13 protein-coding genes and 1 pseudogene are annotated in these 18,568 nt (G+C 56.7%); 3 read left to right on the top strand and 11 right to left on the bottom strand.

What is annotated here, in order from left to right; genetic code table 11:
• The first annotated feature begins 574 nt into the window (after positions 1–574).
• Positions 575–1,318: a hypothetical protein gene (locus NCR37_RS27860; protein ID WP_250476041.1), complete on the top strand. Its 744-nt coding sequence runs from the start codon at positions 575–577 to the stop codon at positions 1,316–1,318.
• 343 nt (positions 1,319–1,661) lie between these two features.
• On the opposite strand, the gene NCR37_RS27855 is transcribed toward NCR37_RS27860, so the two are convergent.
• The 3 genes from NCR37_RS27855 to NCR37_RS28785 all read right to left on the bottom strand — a co-directional run bounded on the left by NCR37_RS27855 (position 1,662) and on the right by NCR37_RS28785 (position 2,810).
• A complete protein-coding gene (locus NCR37_RS27855) occupies positions 1,662–2,258 on the bottom strand; it encodes an IS5 family transposase (RefSeq protein WP_350029105.1) in 597 nt (198 codons plus the stop codon).
• On the bottom strand, positions 2,170–2,478 hold the full coding sequence (locus NCR37_RS28655) for a transposase (protein WP_350029104.1): 309 nt from the start codon (positions 2,476–2,478) through the stop codon (positions 2,170–2,172). The genes NCR37_RS27855 and NCR37_RS28655 overlap by 89 nt, the downstream gene beginning before the upstream one ends.
• A gap of 104 nt (positions 2,479–2,582) precedes the next feature.
• A complete protein-coding gene (locus tag NCR37_RS28785) occupies positions 2,583–2,810 on the bottom strand; it encodes a curlin repeat-containing protein (protein ID WP_502800606.1) in 228 nt (75 codons plus the stop codon).
• 128 nt (positions 2,811–2,938) lie between these two features.
• Between NCR37_RS28785 and NCR37_RS27850 the strand changes: the two genes are divergently transcribed.
• On the top strand, positions 2,939–4,462 hold the full coding sequence (locus tag NCR37_RS27850) for an esterase/lipase family protein (RefSeq protein WP_250476040.1): 1,524 nt from the start codon (positions 2,939–2,941) through the stop codon (positions 4,460–4,462).
• 174 nt (positions 4,463–4,636) lie between these two features.
• A complete protein-coding gene (locus NCR37_RS27845) occupies positions 4,637–5,089 on the top strand; it encodes a hypothetical protein (protein WP_250476039.1) in 453 nt (150 codons plus the stop codon).
• Positions 5,090–5,508: 419 nt separating this feature from the next.
• On the opposite strand, the gene NCR37_RS27840 is transcribed toward NCR37_RS27845, so the two are convergent.
• The 8 genes and pseudogenes from NCR37_RS27840 to NCR37_RS27805 all read right to left on the bottom strand — a co-directional run bounded on the left by NCR37_RS27840 (position 5,509) and on the right by NCR37_RS27805 (position 18,566).
• On the bottom strand, positions 5,509–6,750 hold the full coding sequence (locus NCR37_RS27840; RefSeq protein ID WP_250476038.1) for a phosphorylase family protein: 1,242 nt from the start codon (positions 6,748–6,750) through the stop codon (positions 5,509–5,511).
• Positions 6,744–7,205 (bottom strand): response regulator, encoded by a 462-nt coding sequence (locus tag NCR37_RS27835; RefSeq protein WP_250476037.1) that lies wholly within the window; start codon positions 7,203–7,205, stop codon positions 6,744–6,746. Before NCR37_RS27835 ends, NCR37_RS27840 begins: the two co-directional genes overlap by 7 nt.
• Entirely contained in the window at positions 7,199–10,642 is a 3,444-nt protein-coding gene (locus NCR37_RS27830) for a hypothetical protein (RefSeq protein WP_250476036.1), read from the bottom strand. Before NCR37_RS27830 ends, NCR37_RS27835 begins: the two co-directional genes overlap by 7 nt.
• A gap of 122 nt (positions 10,643–10,764) precedes the next feature.
• Positions 10,765–12,909, bottom strand: a complete 2,145-nt coding sequence (locus NCR37_RS27825; RefSeq protein WP_250476035.1) for a site-specific integrase — start codon at positions 12,907–12,909, stop codon at positions 10,765–10,767.
• 1,202 nt (positions 12,910–14,111) lie between these two features.
• Positions 14,112–15,029 carry an HNH endonuclease gene (locus tag NCR37_RS27820; protein ID WP_502800605.1) on the bottom strand — a complete coding sequence of 306 codons (918 nt, stop codon included), beginning with the start codon at positions 15,027–15,029 and terminating at the stop codon, positions 14,112–14,114.
• Between the two features lie 87 nt (positions 15,030–15,116).
• Positions 15,117–15,997 (bottom strand): annotated as a pseudogene (locus NCR37_RS27815) (IS3 family transposase); the annotation flags it as partial.
• Between the two features lie 97 nt (positions 15,998–16,094).
• On the bottom strand, positions 16,095–16,832 hold the full coding sequence (locus tag NCR37_RS27810) for a hypothetical protein (RefSeq protein ID WP_250476033.1): 738 nt from the start codon (positions 16,830–16,832) through the stop codon (positions 16,095–16,097).
• A 21-nt stretch (positions 16,833–16,853) separates the two neighbouring features.
• A complete protein-coding gene (locus NCR37_RS27805; RefSeq protein ID WP_250476032.1) occupies positions 16,854–18,566 on the bottom strand; it encodes a hypothetical protein in 1,713 nt (570 codons plus the stop codon).
• Positions 18,567–18,568 lie beyond the last annotated feature (2 nt).

Below are 18,568 nucleotides of genomic sequence, written 5' to 3'. Positions count from 1 at the left end.
GGACCACAAATCAATGTGAGCATTGCTCTGCGACGTCGTACTCAGCCAGCACAGCTAAACGGCGACGAAAGCGATTACTACATTCGTTTTAAAAGTGTAGGAAACGCCCTCGCGAACTTAATACGGATAAATGCGACTTGACAACATTGTTACCAACACGTCGTTTTCGCGTACGTTTGAGTGTGCGTCGTGCGGTCGCTATCAGTGAACGTTATCCGGGCTCGGCGCGCCAGTTCGCGATCGTCCGTGCTGCGGCCCACCAATTGCAACGGCGGATTCGCTCGGCGGAGCCGCCATTCGAACGTCGGCGCGACAATGGGCGCAAATGACGGCTCATGGCCGAAGATGGTCGGTTGCCGCCGGCGTTGGCCCCCGGGATGTGCTTGCCGTCTCCGCAAAGCTTAAGAGTTCGCATCACTCGAAAAACTTCCGTCTCCATGGACCGCGCAAGAACGATGCCTAATGTGCGATCGAAATGTCGGAACTGTGCGGAAGCAGACACAACCGTTATGGTTCATTGGAAGACCCGCTCAATGCGTCCTAATGTGGTTGTTCGGACCGCCAGGAGCAGAAGATGGCAGACATCGAAGAAAGCAAGTTAGAGCTTGAACGCGAGAAGCTTGCTTTTGAAAAAGCCAAATTTGATGCCGACAATACGTTCCTCCGAAAATATTCCACGGCTATTTTGACAGTCGCAGGAACGGTCTTGGCCGCAATCATCGCCGCAGCCGTGTCAGGCACGCAAGTTTGGATAGCGCATATTGAGAAAGATCGCGAACTGGCGGCAGCCGACATCGCGAAAAAGCGAGACGTCGAGATCGCGCAAATCGAGCGCGAGCGTCGGTGGCGCCTTGACATTGCCGACATGCTCTTCAAGAATAAAGATCTTATTTTTTCCAATAAAGACGCATCGCAACGCATCCAAGCCGTAAGCGTTATTGCGACCACGTTCCCTCATGACCTCTCGCAGCCGATCCTAACAAATCTGGAGAAGACGCTAAGAGCGAACCAACCGGAATTTGCAGATAATGTCCATCAGCAAATCGTAGCCTTATCGCAGTCTTCAGGAAAGTTCTTTCACGTCGGGGGAAGCTTCGAAAAAAAGGGCGAGGGCTGGACAGAAGTCGCGGGGGATGGAACTCATACGTTCTCAGAGCAGGGACGACAACTAGGTTATATATACCTTCAAGATTGCAGCAGAGCCTTAGAAAATAATAATTGCATGTTAGTTCGAATTCCGATCGAGGGAGGGTTCTCGCAAATGACATATCAACGCCCCGAGGATTGGAAAAACCTTTATTTGGAAACGCCGCGTTAGATAACTGGCCAGCAAGCAGCCGGTAACAAAACCGCCTGGGAAGCGCGACAAATCGATAAACAGCGCGGAACGGCAGAAAAGACGGCGCTTGCAACCCTGCCCGTCAGGTACCACCATTTGAGACGATCTGCTCCTTTGAGACGAACTGGCCGGGTGCCGTCTTACAAGGGAGGGCCGTAGCCGACCCCACAGCCGCCCGTTGCATTATCGAGAGTCGAATGGCGTTACCGCTCGGTGCGGTCATCCACGTCGGCCTAGCGGCTTGGAGTGGCGAGACGGCCGCTTCCAGCTCACGCGATGGAAAAAGCAGGATTCTGCAACTGAGCCGCACTAAGAGACGGTTTCATAAAGACTGAAGCCCGCGCTGAAGAGTGTTCCAGCAGATCAGGCAACAGGCTAGTTTGAGGAACGCTTCGTGAATGTCAGCTCGACGTTCGAAGCGAATACGTAGACGACGGAAGTGATGCAACCAGGCATGTGTACGCTCTACAACCCAACGGACTTTCCCAAGGCCACTGTCGTGCGGGTGGCCACGCCGGGCGATGCTGGTAGGGACGCTGCGCGCGTGAAGCACGCGTCGGTATTTGTCGTGGTCGGAACCGTGGTCAGCGTAGACGCGGCCCGGACGGCTCAAAGGTCGTCCGCGCCTGCCAACGATCGGCACAATAGCTTCTATCAGCGGAACGAGCTGGGTTACGTCGTTACGGTTTGCGCCAGTCAAAACGGCCGCGATCGGCGTTCCGTTGGCGTCGGTGGCGAGATGATGTTTGGAACCGGGTCGCGCTCGATCGGTGGGGTTCGGGCCAGTTTTTCGCCCGCCCCGACCGCGCGAATCGAGGACGAGTCCACGATCACGCGCGACAAGTCGATTTTGTCCGCTGCTCGCAGCTTCGCCAAAAGTATTGCGTGCAAGCGATCCAATACGCCAGCTTGTTGCCAATCGCGCAGCCTTCGCCAGCAGCTGACACCGGAGCCGCACCCATCTCCGCGGGCAAATCTCGCCAGCGGATACCGCTCTTGAGCACGAAGAGGATGCCAGTCAGCGCAGCCCGGTCCGGCATCGGCTTGCGGCCCGGATACTTGAAGCGGCGCGGCTTTGCTGGTGGTAGAAGTGGTTCGATCAATGCCCACAGTTCGTCGTCTATGATTGGTTTGCCCATCTCCTCGATCCCGTTGTCACGACGATCGAGGTTAACAGGGTGCGTTACGGGTTAACAGTCCCTGCGAAGCCTTTTTGGAACCGTTTCTGGGACTTAACGTCACTTCATCCGCTGTGAGCTGTTTGTGGCAGGACTCGAATCCTCAGAAGTGCGCCCATGCTGGGCGCACAACGGCAAAGCCAAAATAGAGCTTTAGCGTTGGCGATCGAGGTGACGTTGCCGGTGCCGCTCTGATACACGACCGCGCGGTTGCTGCTGCCCGACTGCTGAATCTTGTTCTCTCTATACCGACAACCGTTACTGGCGACAGCGGAGGAAAACAGACGATCCACTGTTCTCTTGCGCGGCCGAGATGCGTCTCCTATAACAAGGGAATTAACCGGTCCGGAGCAAAAGAATGCCCCAGGCACAGGCGAGTCCCGAGTCGTACCATCCCATCATCTACATCCGAGGGTTCGCAATGAACCAATCGGACATCGACGAAACAACAGCCGACCCATTCTGCGGCTTCAACGTCGGTTCAACGGTCTTCCGTGCTAGGCCAAGCCCGTCGCCGCCAGCGCGTTTCGTCTTCGAATCGCCCGTAATGCGGCTTGTGTCGGACCATGGCTACGCCAATGTGATCACGCAGGGCACCGATCTGACAACGCCGGGGTTCTCCACGCCCATACCACGGCGCTCTGTCGTCGTTCACCATTACTACGACCAGGCGTCGGCGCTCCTCGGCGACGGGCAAGTGCCGCCGATTGACAAGTTCGCTAAGGATCTCGCTTCGCTGATAGAGCGCATGCAGGCACTGGTAGTGGTCGGCCCGGAGGGATACCAGTCACGCGACGACTTCCGCTGTTACCTCGTCGCTCATTCGATGGGCGGCCTGGTCGCGCGAGCCTTTCTTCAGAACCGCGCCTTCGATCCGAACAACCTCTACACGAAGGTTCTCAAGCTCTTTACCTATGCGACGCCGCACAACGGCATCGACGTCCTGGGCATGAATGTCCCGTCCTTTCTGCGCCCGCACGAGATTGATACGTTCAGCCGCAACACGATGTCCAAATACCTCAATCTCGTTGAGCGGTACCGGGCGACGAAGTCGGTAGCGTGGATGCCGCAAGACTGCCTTGCGGCTGACAAGATTTTCACCTTCATAGGTACTAACCGGCAGGATTACGAGGTCGCGTTCGGCTTGTCGAGGACCTTCGTTGGCAAGGGCAGTGATGGTCTCGTGAAGATTCAGAATGCGGATCTCGCCGGCTTCGACAACGCGGGGATCGTCGAGCCTTGCGCAAAGGCCTTCGCCTTTCGCAGCCACTCTGGATTTTTCGGCATTGTGAACAGTGAGGAAGGCTATCAGAACCTGCAGCGATTCCTCTTCGGCACTTATCGGGTGGATGTGTGGCTTGACGTCAATGACGTCAAGCTGCCACCCGGGAAACTCGCCGACGCAGATGCGAACGGGACGCTCGACGCGACATATCCGGTCGAAGTACTGATCTCGCTTCGAAATAAGCCGTGGTATCTCACACGCCGCGTCGCAGTGGAAGACTCGGCCGCCGTCTTCGAGCACAAGACATTGCGTCGAGCCGGTGACGGGAAGTCCGCCGTCCAAAAGTTGCTGTCTACCGTGTTCATGGCCGACTGGGGCAAACGCAACGTCAATGATCCTACTGTTGCGTACCGGCTCCAGCTTAGTGTTTTGATGCCCGATTTTCAGGTCAACGGCGCGGACGCCTCCGAAGGTCAGTACGAAGGCAGCAAAATTTTTAGCGGCGCAGTGATCGTTGTCCTGACGACGGACACCGTCCCGTGGACCGCGAAATATTATTGGGAGAGTGACGCTCCGGGGTCGACCGCGCCACCGGTGCAGCGCGACCTTGTGCTGACTTCGGTCGGCCCGGGCAAATATTCTGCGACGGTTCAGGTTTCCAGCGGGCACCCTGTGAATCTCAACGCTCAGTTGCGCTTCGAAATTAGCGCATGGAAGTAAGTAACGGCTAACCCATCCAACCAGTCAGCGTACGTTGCTCGAGACTTCGACAGCCGGCCCTGTAATTTGCCACCAATCTGCTGTTTGCAAACCTCCGGAGTCACGCCCGCTGCGGCCGTTCTTCAAGGCGTGCGTCATAAGCTAGGGCGTTATTTCTAGTTTAATGGAGCTACGATGAGCGACCCGTTTTCGCTTCCAAAGGAGGAATACCTCAGTCTGAGGAAAGAGATCGAAACTCAATTAGCAGAGCTTTCTGCGCTTGAGCGGAACTCTCTGTTATCTGTCGCCGCCGTCTATTCGTGGCTGGTAGTTCACAGTGGGGGATCGGATGGACTCCAATACTCGTTCACGTGGATGGCGTGGGCAATTCCGTGTCTTATAGCGGTTTTTGGAGCTGCGAGAGCTTACTCGATAAACCTTCACCTCGGAACGATGGGTAAGTATTTGAGGGAAGTTGAGTTGGCGAGCCGGACGAAGGGAGAACTCCCGGCAGGGCTTGGTTGGGAAACCTACTTCGAAAGTACCGGCAGAGGTAGGCAGACGATCGTTCGCATAGGATTCTGGGCCGTTTTCATTCTAATTACGCTTTTTGTTTGCATACTGGCACTGCTTCACATTGCCGTGTGAACGTCTGCTACCGGATATGTCGTCGACGGCGCGAAGTCCAAGTTTATGGGCCAGCGAACGTCGCTTCATGGCCGACTTCAGAATTCGAGAAGGTCGCTGTCCAATCGGTCGGGAGGCGCTTCCAGTCTGGCGCGTGGCTGCAGGGGGCTGAGTTATCCACAGATTACGTGGATAACCGTGTCGATAACGCCCCGACGCGGGCGCTATGTTCTTGAAAGGAAACATCAAACGCCTAGTGATGCGACCAGCGTCACGACGGTCTTATGTCAAGTGCTTTGAAGGGCCAAAGGCTGAGACTTTCTTAAAGACGTAATATTGAAGCGCCGAGTTGGATCTGCCCATTAATCGTTCCAGCATATACCACCGCAATATGTTTTATTGGGACCAGCTACTCGAACATACGCGTCGCCGCGTCCAACTTAGTCGATGTCTTCGTTCACAAGGAACTCCGTTGCGAACGCGTATAAGAATTGCGCGCTGGTGTGCGACGCGTAAGCGTGCGCTTCGTCGGCTTTGGTTTCGTCACCAAAGTCACAAACCGATTTAATCGCAATGCATGCTGGCCTGGGTTCCGATGCATATTCTGCAGCAGTGAAGACTGCATAGCTCTCCATCTCAACCCCCACAAGGTTCTTGTGTTGATCGCGCACATCATCGACAAGTTGCGCTGCCTGGAGGACCGACGCGCCGCTTGCCATTGCATCGACAATTACTCGAGGAGCGCTATCCGGCTTCGCATCCGCGTATCGTTGATGTATTTGGCTCATTAGACCCGCTGTGGCAATTGCACGAGCACCAGCTCGGAGCCTTTCGTCCAATCTCCATTGATAGGGGGCCGGTCTAAAGCGGAGTTCCGATGTCGCTTCTTCGCGCACCCACTTGCCACTCCCCCAATCGAAACAAGGATCGGCGATCAGAATATCGCCGACGTCCGTTTTTCCTCTTACCCCTGCGCAAATGCCAGTGATTGCTAGAGTTCTAGGACGAAAAGTGCTTATCAGTTTGGCGGCGGTCACTGCTGCCGGCGGCATTCCCATTCGCGGGGCTGCGACCGCGACTACCTTTACGGGTCGGACATCTGAAGGAAACGTCCCCACGAAGTAACGAGCGTGATCATGCGCTACCGCTTCTTCTCGCCAGTTCCCGTTCAACGCAAGGACAGCTTCCAACTCTTCGTCCAACGCGGTGAAAATCGCGAGATCTGTATGATACGTTTTGCCATCGCTCACATAGGGCGGACGGTGCTTCTGCACCAAATATTCGAGCGCTAGCTCCAGCGACTGCTTCCAACCGTTCTCTGTGTACGAGAAGCGTACTAATTTCCAAAGTGGGGACGCGAATTCGTCCGCTGCAACATCGGCACTCTCGTCGTATGCAGTCATGCCGACAAGGTAGCTCGGTGTTTTTGCTGCGTTGTTATTCTTGATGAAACTGATAACTTGCAAGCCGGCACCAGGCGTTGCAAATGCATCGGGTTTCTCAGGAAGGTTGATGTCTAGGATCACTAGATCGAAGCGGGTGCGACGTATTGCACGCTTGGCGCCGGTGACGTCCGCCGCGTATTCTACGTCACCCTCACTGATTCCCGGCGTTCCCAGAACTGCCGAAGCGATTAACCGACGTTTTTCATGCTCGTCTTCGACGATCAAAATTTTTAACACGCTCCGCTCCTTACATTGTCGATCAACGATGCAAGCTGTTCCTGCCAATTGACAGAGCCTTGATCGAAGTACACACTGCCCATGAACAATCCGGGAAATTCACGCTCGCAAATTGAAGTAATCTCTGCGAAGGTGATTTTGTCTTCTCCTTCGCCAAAGGTTTCCAGCTGCGTCACCACGATTACTTTGCAGTTGATACTCCGGCGCCTCAGCTTCCGAAGTAAGTCGTAACCACCCAGCGGACGAGCACGCCCTTCTCGACCATTTGGCACACGATCAAATGTTGGCAAGGTCATGTCCAGAATAATCAGTCGTGGTGTAGCAGACTCGACCTGCTTCAATCCGCTTTGGAAGCTTGCGAACAATTGAACGGAGATTTCGGGGTAATGACCCGCCAAAAACTGGAGGATCGCAGCCGCTTTCGCCGGACTATCCTCAATAACATACGTCAACATTCGTTCACCGCCTCCCCCTGAAGTTCGACCTTTGCGACGAATTCGCGATCGTCCGTAACTTCCAAGAAGATACCGTGCTTCACCCGAAGATCAAATTCCGCGATGCGCCAGATTTTAGAAAGGCCCGACCCCCCTTCACTTCGGGCACGCTTCAGCGCCGAGTCTCGCTCGTATCGACGCATTGCCGCCTGTGACATCGCTCGCCGCTCTGCGAGATCAGCCTCGGCCGGAATTAGATTACGACATTCAAGGATAACCGTACCATTTTTTCGCATTGTGCTGATCTGAACCTTTACTCCTCGGTCCTCTGTGAGGCCGTGGATGATCGCATTTTGAAAAAGGATGAATATAAGTTCGCAAAGGCCGTCGAGCGACGCCCCCGGCACTTTTCCCGTTACGGAGAGATTGAACGTGGGGACGATAGGCGTTTGCGTGTAGCAGTTTGTTGCCTGCAGTCGAGCTACATAGACCGCGAGATCGAAGTCGAATGGGTCCCGAGATAGGTCGGTAGGCTTGTGGAACCACTCGGTCACGTCGTTAAGTGCTGAATCTAACGATACGCGTGCTCTGGCTATCGCATCGATCAGCGATACGATTTGATCGTGCTGCAATTTCGACTCTAGGTTGGTAACGAGAACGTCAAAAGCGGTGGCGAGCTGCCGCCTCATCGAAGTCTGAAGATCTGTTCGAATCGCATCAAGAGATCGATCAGTTAAGTACCAACAATGTGCTATTAATTTATCTACGGCAAGTTCATAAGTCGAACTTTCAGCAACCGCGCTCTCCAAGCTTGCAAGCTCCTCGTCCGACGTGTGATAGTCGAACATCGCAATGTTGTTGCCGATCGCCCGGATATGTAGCTTCTGCTTGGTGTAGCCTTGCACTAAATCTTCGAACTTTTGCGTAAAACGAGCGAGTTGTTTTCGTACATACTCGCCATCGTCTGGCGACAGTTCCGATAGCTCTCTCGACCACACCGGGGGAAGCTGATACGTTTCTCCCAATCGAGCGCAGAGTAGACCTTCAAGCGCTAAAGGACTTCTCAGATGGCCTTCAAACGACCCATGTCGGATTGAGGTGCTGATATGAGTGTCTAGCCCAAATGCTGGGTTCAATGCGAATTCATGAACCGTATCTGAAAGCATCGATTGCACCAGCCCTTCAAGTTCAGAGGCCGGCAACTTCAATTCCTTGAATTCGGGGTTTCCTTTGACGTTGAGCATGGCGACGAGTCGTTTCGATAATTTCTCAGCTTGGTAAGCTAACGATGGACTTGTTAGCAGCCTGACATAACGCGTAAAGGATTCTCTTAGCGTTAGCTCTAACGCTCTGCGAACGCCGCTTTCGTCAACATAGATCTTACTGCTTTGCACCTTTTTGAGGAAATGAGAGACGTTCAAGTCCCGGGTGATTGCCCGGATCTCAGAGAGGTAAGCTTGTCCGTTACTGGGGTCAAGCTGACTGAGAATTTGGAGTACCGAGATGCGTTCTCTATCGACAGCGTCCACATCGTCAAAGGCAGTCGTGTCGTCGAGCACGCGAGGGATGGCGACATATCTAAGGAAGAAAATCCAAAGGTCGACTGCGGGTTGACTGAGGTCAGGGAAAATCTCACTCAGCTGGGACGGCCTCGTAAAATCCATCTCGTAAAGGACGTTCTCATAGATATCTGATAACTCTCGCTCCCATTTAGGATCGATATGTCGCGAAGTCAGATACACGAGAATCGCTAGTTCAACCCGGCTGACTAGCGACTGGTCTTTCAGGCAAAGTTTCACCAGCCGCTCAAGCGGATATGTATCCCAGGCAGTTGGCCGGCGCAGCAACTCCGAAACCGCGATCGTCATTGCGCTCTCGAACTTGCCGAGCGCGTAGTGTGATTCGAACAGGTAGCGAGTTGCCGTAGATTCTAGATAATCATTCCCCGTTTTCCTCACTTTTTCGTAGTAGTCCGCAGCTTTATCGTAGTTCGCTTGGCTGAACGCAATGTGCCCTGCGTACAAGTTGAAACGATATTCGGGGATGAGTCCACGCAGGGCCTCCAACTTCGCCATGCTGTTATCGGACAACGCCCTTCTCAACCTTACTGCCGGTGACTCCGGGACGTTATCTTCAAGTCTGTCCAGCCATTGGACCTTCGTTAGTAGTTGCGCCAATATCGGCGCGCTCCACGGGTTGTCAGTCGGGCCCGCGAGCGCGGCTAAGCGGTCGAGCTCCGAATACTCCGAAACCTGCAGATGCTCGTGCCTCCGCTCGAGAAACGACGCAATTTGGATCCCGTAGACGTGCTTAGAACAGAACAGTGCAAGTTTCTTCAGGCTGAGTCTGCTTTGAGCCGCCGCGTCGGAACGAACGAGAACGTCGCACATCAGTCGAATGACTTGGCTTTTTATCGACAGATCAACACTACCCGAATCACCGAGGCCAGACATCACTCTGGCGCGAGCGATGAGTTCGAGGTTGTCTCCATGAGAAGGGAGAAGCTCTTCGTAGCGCCCGGCTGTATAGGCGTCGGCATCCGGCAGCGTCACGTCGACCGAGCCGAGCTCGCGAAGACCAAAGACCTCTTGCAGCCGCGTTATGCGAACGTCTGGGAAGCCATCCATTTGCTTCAGTGCCAGAATAAGACGAGGCAGAGCCGATGCTTGGACCCGAACGGCGTAGATCTGAAGCATCGCGACGAACGTTTCGTACCGGTCAATGATAGGATGAGGTTCTTCGTGAGCGATCGGCGTCGCGACATTTTCAACCTGCGTGAGGTCGTACGGGAGCACATGACTCAACCAATAGTCGCCCATTTCTGGAATTTCAAGGATGTCCCCCGCCTGTTGTTCGAGGCTTGCGAATGAGACATTCTCCTCTGCCCGTACACTAAAATAGTAGACAAGCCAGGCCGCGTATTGGCTGAAACCTGGCGTGTTCACAACCTCTTCAAGCAAGTCTTTTTGTGCTTTGAGTCCTTCGTGTAGCTGGAGAATCTGAACTTTCTGGTTAAGCAGCCAAATTGAGACGCCGAACTGCTCCTCTATTTTTTGGAGAAAATTCAGCGCCCCCACCAAGTCACCAAGAAGATACGACTCATAGAATTGTTCGCGAAGGATAATGAAACTGCAAAGTTCGTCCCGGTACAAAGCAAGGATGGAAGCAGTCCACACGATTTCACCGTCTGCTTCCAGGCGAATCAATCGTGGCTTAGATGTGAAATCTCTTAGTGTTCTTGCGAAGGCAGTGGGCGCCAACAGGGGCTTGTAGATGGACTGCCTACCCAGTTCACGCACGATCTCCGGGAAGCTCTCTGGAGGCAGCGCTGCACGCGCTCTCGACAAGCCACTTCTTGGCGTTTTTGCAGAGTGCACGATGCGTCGGAAAAGCTGAAGAGCGGCAGGCGGCTTTCCAGGCTGTTTTTTCGCAGATTGATTCTTAGCTTTCTTGCTCAATTTCTGTGCTCTTTTTGCTTATACCCATGGAACCGCAAGCTCGTGCCGGTCGTCGACGACTTTTGTGCTGATGGATCCTTCGGCAACTCAGTGGTTAGCGATCGCTCCTCGTCCGAAGCGCTTCACGGAACATCAGTCGGCATGCACGATTTCAAATCAATCGATCCGCGATCTCGTTGCAAATTCCTCGGAGTGTAATGATGGGCGCGACGCTGCTTCGTGGTCGATGCATGATCAGAGCCCGTTGCATCATTCGGCGAATCAAGATCCTTTTTCGCCAGCCGCTGCGCGCAGCATAGTAACGGGCAACTTCTTCGAGGACGCGCTGATTCTTGAGCCTGAACATAGATCGTAGTAATTTGCAGAGATGCGTGGCCCAGTACTTTCTGCACAACGTCGACTGGTACATCACTGGCAACGGACCGGGTGCCAAAAGTGTGACGGAAAGCGTGCGCGTTGGCCTTACCGAGCCAGATACGATCATCTAGATCTAGCGCATCCGCCGTCTTCACCAGCTCCGCCGACATTCTGCCAATCAGCCGATTTAGCGCATCAGCGGTGTAGCCAATTTCGTATCCTTCGGCCGCATCGTTGCTCGTCCAGGCTCGATGGCGTCGTCGTGATGCGTCGGTCCACGGAATGATGACCGGTGCGACGAGCGGTCCCTTGGAAGCGGCGCCCGCTTCGCCGCTATCGAACGCCTTCCGTCGATCTGCCCAATGCATTCGCAAAGCTTCAGGTGTCGCTGCACTTACCGGCACCGTTCGCTCGCGCTGCCCCTTGCCGACCAGGGTCAACTCCCATACGGGCCGATCAAAGGTTCCATAGAACGACGGGCGCAGGTTTTCGCGATGCGCGACCGCGGCTTCCTCGCGCCGCAGCCCCGAATCGCCCATCAACAAGATCACGGCGCGGACCACACGCCACTGTGTCGCGCTCCCCTCCGTTGATCTTGCATCGAGTTCGTCACGCAGCTTTCGCCACAACCCAGCCGTCAACCCGCGCTCGATTCTCATCGGACTCGCACGCTTGATCACGGCTGGATCGTTGATCGCCTTCCACGGGTTTCCGGCCAGATATCGCACATCAACCCACCAGTTGAACGCGGTGCGGAGGACCCGGATGGTATAGCGCTGCGATAGCGAGGCTGATCCGTCGGTCGACGCCGCAAAGGGTCGCCAGCGCGGTGAGTGCCGGGGGAAGCGGTCGCCCACAAAACGTGGATCGGAGCTTTTCAGAAAGTCCTTGTACGCCTCGCAGTCGTCCACGCGCAGATCGCTCAGCGCCTTGCCGCGCAGCACCACCGCCCACAGCAGGAAGCGCTCGAGTTCCCTGGTGTACGCGCGCAGCGTTGCCGGCTGGTCCCGGCAGCGGTTCAGGTACGCGCGCACCGCATCGAGGTCGTGCTTCGCTTGGATGTAGCAGAAGACTGTCGACCGGTTTTCCCCGTCAGCGCCCGACAGCGCGTGCGGCACCGCCAGGCGCTCAAGCGGTGCCAGGGTCAGTCGCTCCTTGAGTCGGCTTTCCCGACGTGGGCCGCCGCCCGGACCGCTGCCTGGGCCGCTTTCCGTCACACTGGCGGCCGGCGTGACTTCGACCAGATGGGCCGCGACCAACGGCACGCCGTCCTGTTCCATGGAGTTGACGTCGGCCTCGACCGTTCGTTGCAACCACGCCTGCTGCCGGCGTAGCCCGCTCACAACGGCGCGCGCGCGGCCCGGGCCGATGCGCGGAATCGAGCGCCACCAGCTCGCGCCGCGCCGGTTGCAGAACGCGACCAGTTCGCCGAGCGTGTCGATCCCCTCGCCCTTGAGCCGCCGCGCGATGCGTGGACGCACCCACGCGCCGACTGCATGGTCAGGATGCGGCGGCAGGGCCGCGAGGTGCGCGGCGTCGGTCATCATGCGGTAGGTCACCGCGGTGAGCTTCGGCCGCCCGTGCTGCCAGATCGACGCACGTAGGTGGTCGGCGAGTGCCGTCGGGCCATGCGCAATCGCCAGCGCCACCAGCGTGTCGAGCATCTTCGTCAGGTGCCGCTCCATCGCCCCGGGCGTCGCCGCGTGCGCATCCTCATCCGGGTTGTAGTAATTGCGCGCGATCACCGCCGGCGGAATGCGCTGCACATACGCGCGCAGCGCGGTGATATCGTTGGTGGTGTAGGGCCGCTCGAGCGTGAGTGACTCGGTGAGCTTTTCCAGGGAGCGCGCCGTCTCTGCGGTGAGCTTTTCCGGGAGGGCGCCGGTTTCGCCCGGCCGTGCGTCAGTCATGATCGCCCTCCGCTGTCCGCCTGCGCCGTGAACCCGTCGGGCCAGCTGCCGCACCGCCGCTCCGTCGCGACGCGTACGGCCCGCTGCAGTGAGGCGGGCCGGCGGTCCCCGGACGACGCGCCCGACTGCACGCGCTGCATCCCCACCACGGCATGGCATTCCGCCCGCAGCCGGGTACCGGCAGGCAGCACGCATCGTCGATGAGTGCCCGGCCGTACGCGCGGCCGAGCGCGGTGAAGACCGCGCACTCGATCTGGTCAGGCAGGAGCGGCACGCCGGGCGTCCCGGGCAGTTCCGGCAGGAACGCATGGGCTGCCCGTCGCCACAGCACCATCGCGTCATCGAACTCGAGGATGACCTGCGCGACCTCGTGGTCGGAAAAACGTGCTGTGCCTTGTGCCACGGGGTTCTGCCCTGCTGTAAATGGGAATATCCTGATTCTACCCCGAAACGCCATCCGGATAATTGACATTATCAGTTCTGCAAACTATTACAAGCGGACGTCGGTGCACGCTGATTTGTTGCAATGCAAATGCATCTGCACAGGCACCATCTCGCATGTTCTCGAGCGAGAACTGGCTGACGAATCGAACGATTCCGTAGTTGCATCCGGCGCACTGCGGTCCCTCAGAATGACCGCCTGTTAACATGAGCAACTCGACCCATCGTCGGGCAAGCACTGATCCGTCTGCATCATGCCAAGCGTCGCCGGGTAGGTGAGCCACCCGGCTTCCAACTCGACCCACGTCGTGGTACATACGGGCGCGCGAGCCAGGGGCCTATCAAACAGCTGGCTAATCTCGAATATTCGCTCGTCGTTAAGCGGGCGGACAGTGTCGTCGCAAACCATGACAAAACCAACGGCTCGGCGCGTGCCTCAGCCCCTTCTCCCCTGGCCTCTGGTCGTAGTTGCTTGGAACGCACGCTTCGCGTGATGATTGTCGCCGTCGCATTCGAATGTGTAATCACCGAGAGGCTTTGGCACCTGGCTACCACCATTCGTTGGGCAACATAGCACCGTAAGCGCGCAGTCTGTTGCGGAGGCACGACCAAAGTCAAATAGTCACTGTCCCGCTCAATGCTCGTTTGCGTCCTTGACCGGGAGCTTTGCAAAAGACCCGACAGCAAACGTCTGCGTCCGATCTTGTGATTGCACGAAATGCGAGCACCGAAGCAAAGCTCTCAAGGCGTTCGTTCAGCAGCTAGTTTGCATTCTCGATCGCGGGTATTCTTCGCCCGTCCCGATTGAACGAAGCTGTCCCACGCGACTCGCCAGGCGTGGCACCGCCCCGGCTGTCCAAGCGCCGTAGAATCACAGCCTGAAGCTTCCTACGATCAGGCTTTGTATCCAGCACATGCATCTTTCGGTGACAGTTCGGACATAGTGCAACACAGTTTTCGATAACGTCCAGACCGTCTCGAGCAAGCCATTCGACGTGATGGGCTTCGAGGTACGGCAAGCCGTTCTTCGTCTCGAAGGGAGCCGCCTGGTCGCACAGGTCACAGCGGCCATTTGCAAGTCGCTTAACGTAAGCGCTCACCCATGGGTCTCGCTCACGCGCAACGCTGGTGACGACGCGACCTCCGGTTCGGCTATGAGCCGCTTCCGCTCGACGGCGCAAATCATCCTCTGACAAAGTCTCCGCGAACTTCTCTTTACGGGCAGCCAGCTTCCCTAACAGCGCTTGGTTCGGTGCGAATGGCTGCCCCTGAACCAAGCCTAGTGGAAAGATCCATACGGTTCGCGTCTCTTCAAGCTCATCAGGTTGTTGCTCTTGGTACGGTACGTCAACTAGACAGACCCGCCCGATGAATGTGTATTCCTTCTCGGAGAATACTTCGAACAGGAAAACCTCGACGTTGTTTTCGCTGGACTCTTTGAGCGTTTTGTTCTGCATGAACGTAAGACTCTGATCCCCAGTCTTTCCCATGCCCGTGTAATGTAGGACCCCATCGATCCACCGGTCGTCGTAAATTGACTCCACGTGGTTCGATACAAGCACTAACGTGTTCGAGGACAAAGATCTCCGCATTCCACCTTGTGGACCGCAACCAAAAATCGCGCACAAGCGACTGTTATCAATAATCTCGCCGCAGCGTAATCCGGACTCGAAAGGCATACTTATTCTCAAGGTATTATTCGTTGATGCTGTTGTGACATGGGGACATGTGTAGTTGCCCCTGCAACTGAGGACACGCGGACACCATTAGCTTGATGATGCCGCAGCCCGTCTAAACTCGCGAGGCGAGCGGTATTTCAGGGCTTTGTGCGGGTGGCACTCGTTGTACTGCTCAAAGGCAGCGGCCAGATGCGTGAGCGCCGTGGGCACATCGGGCTTGTCCATAAAGGCGACGTAATCTTGCTTCATCGTTTCACGAACCGCTCGGCCATGCCGTTACTCTGCGGCGAACGAACCGGGGTCGTCAATGGCTCTAGACCCAACTCGCGAGCGAAGCTAGGCGTGCGATGGTCGATATAGGCAGAGCCGTTGTCCGACAGGCATTCAATGGTTGAGCCTGCCTGCGCCGTGCCGAAACGTTGCTCGACCGCTGCGATCATCACATCACACACGACGTCGCCGCTATGGCCGCCAGTCGCCGCTGCCCAATTGATTGTCTCTCGGTCATGACAGTCCAGTGCAAATGTCACGCGCAACGGCGAGCCATCGTCACAACGGAACTCAAAGCCGTCTGAACACCAGCGGACATCGCTTTGGTCGACCGAGATTCGTCCGTCATGGCGGCGAGTGTCACGTCGTTGACCGGGACGTCGCAGCAGCAACTGGTGGTCGCGCAAGACACGATACACCCGCTTGACGTTCACGCACGGCGCGCCAGCCATTTCCTGGCTGCGTCGCAGTAGCGCCCAGACTCTGCGGTACCCATATGTCGGCAAGACGGCCACATGGTCGTGGATTGCAGCAACCGGGTCCGTGTCGTCGATATGCCGGGCGCGACGGCCATCCTGCCAGTCCGAGGAGCGGGCTTTCCTAACTGCCAAAGCAGAGCGCGCCACGCCGACAACATCGCAAAATGTTTTCATTGGTCGTCCCCGGGCAGTAAGGGCGAGCGCGCAATCCAGTTTTTCGAGCGGCCATACCAAAGTGTCTGCCTCCTGGCTCACAGACCGGTATCGTTTGTCGACGTCGGTCGTTGGCACATCGGCGTGTGCATCGGGACGGCTTCTAGCCTTTCCGCGGAATGACGCGTACATTCCAATTCGCCGTAGCGGCGTCGCGCGGTTCGACGTAACGCGTCTTTTCGATGAGATCAAAGGTATACATGCAGTCGGGGTACAAAGCGCCCAGTCTGCTAAAAACGCGCTTGAATTGCACGAGCGGCAGTGAGCGAACGGACTCGAAGCTCGTCCCCATCTTTGCAAGGACAGTCAGGAGTTCGGGCGTAGCCGCCTGAATGTCGAGGTGATCTTCGAACCCAAGGAGGGTCGCCAAAGGCTTAGCCCGATTTTTGTCAACGTCCGCTAGCAAGCATGCAGGTTTGCCGATGCCGCTCTTGAGATAGCGGTCGACGGCGTCATTGGCGCGCTCAACGCTTCCTACTTTGTGAATCAGCTTGTCCGCCGAGCGCAACTCCTCAACGGGCGCCATTCGTGTAAGTTCGTCGGTGAGCGTCGTTAGGTCCGAGACGCCGAAATGCTGCTTCAGCCGTTTCGCAGCTTCCTCGCTGGCAAGTGCATCCTTCAGACGCTGTGCATCGTTCGGCATCACTTTGACGATTTCTTGGACATCGGCCGGCGATTTAACCCTGAACTTCTGCTGGAGCGCGAGTGCCGCCGACTTCCAATCAGTTTCCTCGGTCGCGACTGAAACTGCGTATGCAAACAAACCGAAGAAAATGATCTGGAAGAGGAAATCGATCAGCGTCAGTAAAAAGACGCTATCTTGTTGTGTAGGCGCTTTCATATTTGATGGCAGCCTGGACGCTTACGATGGGTTCGCATGCGACGCCAGCGCGCTTGCGTTGGGCATCGCCGTCATTTGGAGTACGGGCGCCTGCCTTTGCACGATGGAATCAGGCGGCTGCATTGCAGGCCGATTGGTGCCGAAGGAGGAGCGTTCAAACACAGCTATCAGCCGGTCGATGTTCGACGCCAGCGCGTCAGTTTGCTGGCCTGTTCGCTCGTTGCCCGATTGCTGCCCGGAACGCTCCAGTGTTGCGACTACCCGCTCGACGTTCGTAGTCAGTGCCTCAACGCGCTGCCCCGTGCGCTCGAGCACAGATAGGTGATCCGTGCGACCGATCGCGACGACCAGCCGATCAACGGTGCCAGCAAGCTCATCGATTCGCTGACCATTGCGGTCAACCGCCGACAGTCGCTCGGAGCGATCGACAGATGCGACAAGCCGGTCCACGCTTTCGGCTAGCGCATCAATACGCTGTCCGTTGCGCTCTATGGAGGGTCGATGGTCGGCGTGCTCCAAGGCAGCGCTCAGGCGGTCTACGTGGGTTGCCAACACGTCGACCTGGTGCGTCGTCGCAACTTGGGTTCGTTCGCCGATGTCTGCGATGCCCTTCACAGCTTCGGAAGTCAAACGTGCTGAAGCTTCGTTGAACTGGGCGAGCGCTTGAACTTCAACTTCGCCCGTGGCGCGCACAAGGTTTTCCGCGAACTTTTCAACGATAGGCTCTAGCACGTCCGCGCTCTGGCGCGCGTGAGCCGAAGCCAGTTTGTCGTCCAATTCCGCGAACTTCTTAGTAAAGGTCGCGATGGCGCGCGAAAGGGCCTGCAAGTCCGCCTTTACGGTTGATGTGTCGACGGACATGTCAAGGTCGGACAGCGCGGCAAGGGCCGTTTGAATTGCCTGCTGACTGGCCTTCGACATCTCGCCGAGACTTTCGGCGTGCCATTTGCCGGAAGCGTCGAGCGCCTGCTTGGTTGCCCGCAACGCTTCGTCGGTCGTCAGCCGGCCGTATTTCGACACTTCCGCCGCGAAGCCCTTGAGACCGGCCGTAAGTTCGTTGATGTTCGCATCGAAATGCTGCACGTGGGAGGCGACGGCGACCGATTGAACCACTTCGCCGAAGCGCGTGACGGATTCGCTCGTTTGCTGTGTGATGCCTGTTATCGACTCCGCAAAAACCGCTGCTGCCGAGCGCATGCGTGCCGTGCATTCCTCGTACGTCGCCTCGACAACGGCGCGCGTACGCTCCTGGAGAGACTGCGACAGTCCTTCAAAACTTGCCGCGGATGTTTCGACCTTCACGACGATCCCATCGATGCGCTGCACGTATTCGTCGATGGTCTGGCTCAGATCCTTCGCGTTGAGCGATTCAACACGCGCCGTCAGGATCAGTCTGAACACCAGTGCGAGTCCAGTCGCGAGCAAACCGACGCCAAATTGCGCGATCAACCCGCTCATATCCTTTTCAATACCGAACATCCACACTCGCAAAACGCTGCCGGCGAGCGACAGAATTGTCACGATGAAGCCGAAGTAATAGACGCTATCGATTGCGGTGTGGCTCAGACCGTTTGTGCCGATACGATATAGCGCCACGAAATACATGCACAACGGAAGCAGTTCACAAACGAGCACGACCGGCACCGGCAGATGCAACATCACTGATGCGGCAGCCGCGCAAGCCGCGACGGTCATCGCACCGATGAAAATATGATTGACATTGGTCGCTTTCATTG

This window comes from Caballeronia sp. GAFFF1 (assembly GCF_023630705.1).
Classification (GTDB): Bacteria; Pseudomonadota; Gammaproteobacteria; order Burkholderiales; family Burkholderiaceae; genus Caballeronia.
The sequence above is the reverse complement of the archived record's forward strand: the minus strand, read 5'-3'. Positions and strand labels throughout refer to the sequence as shown.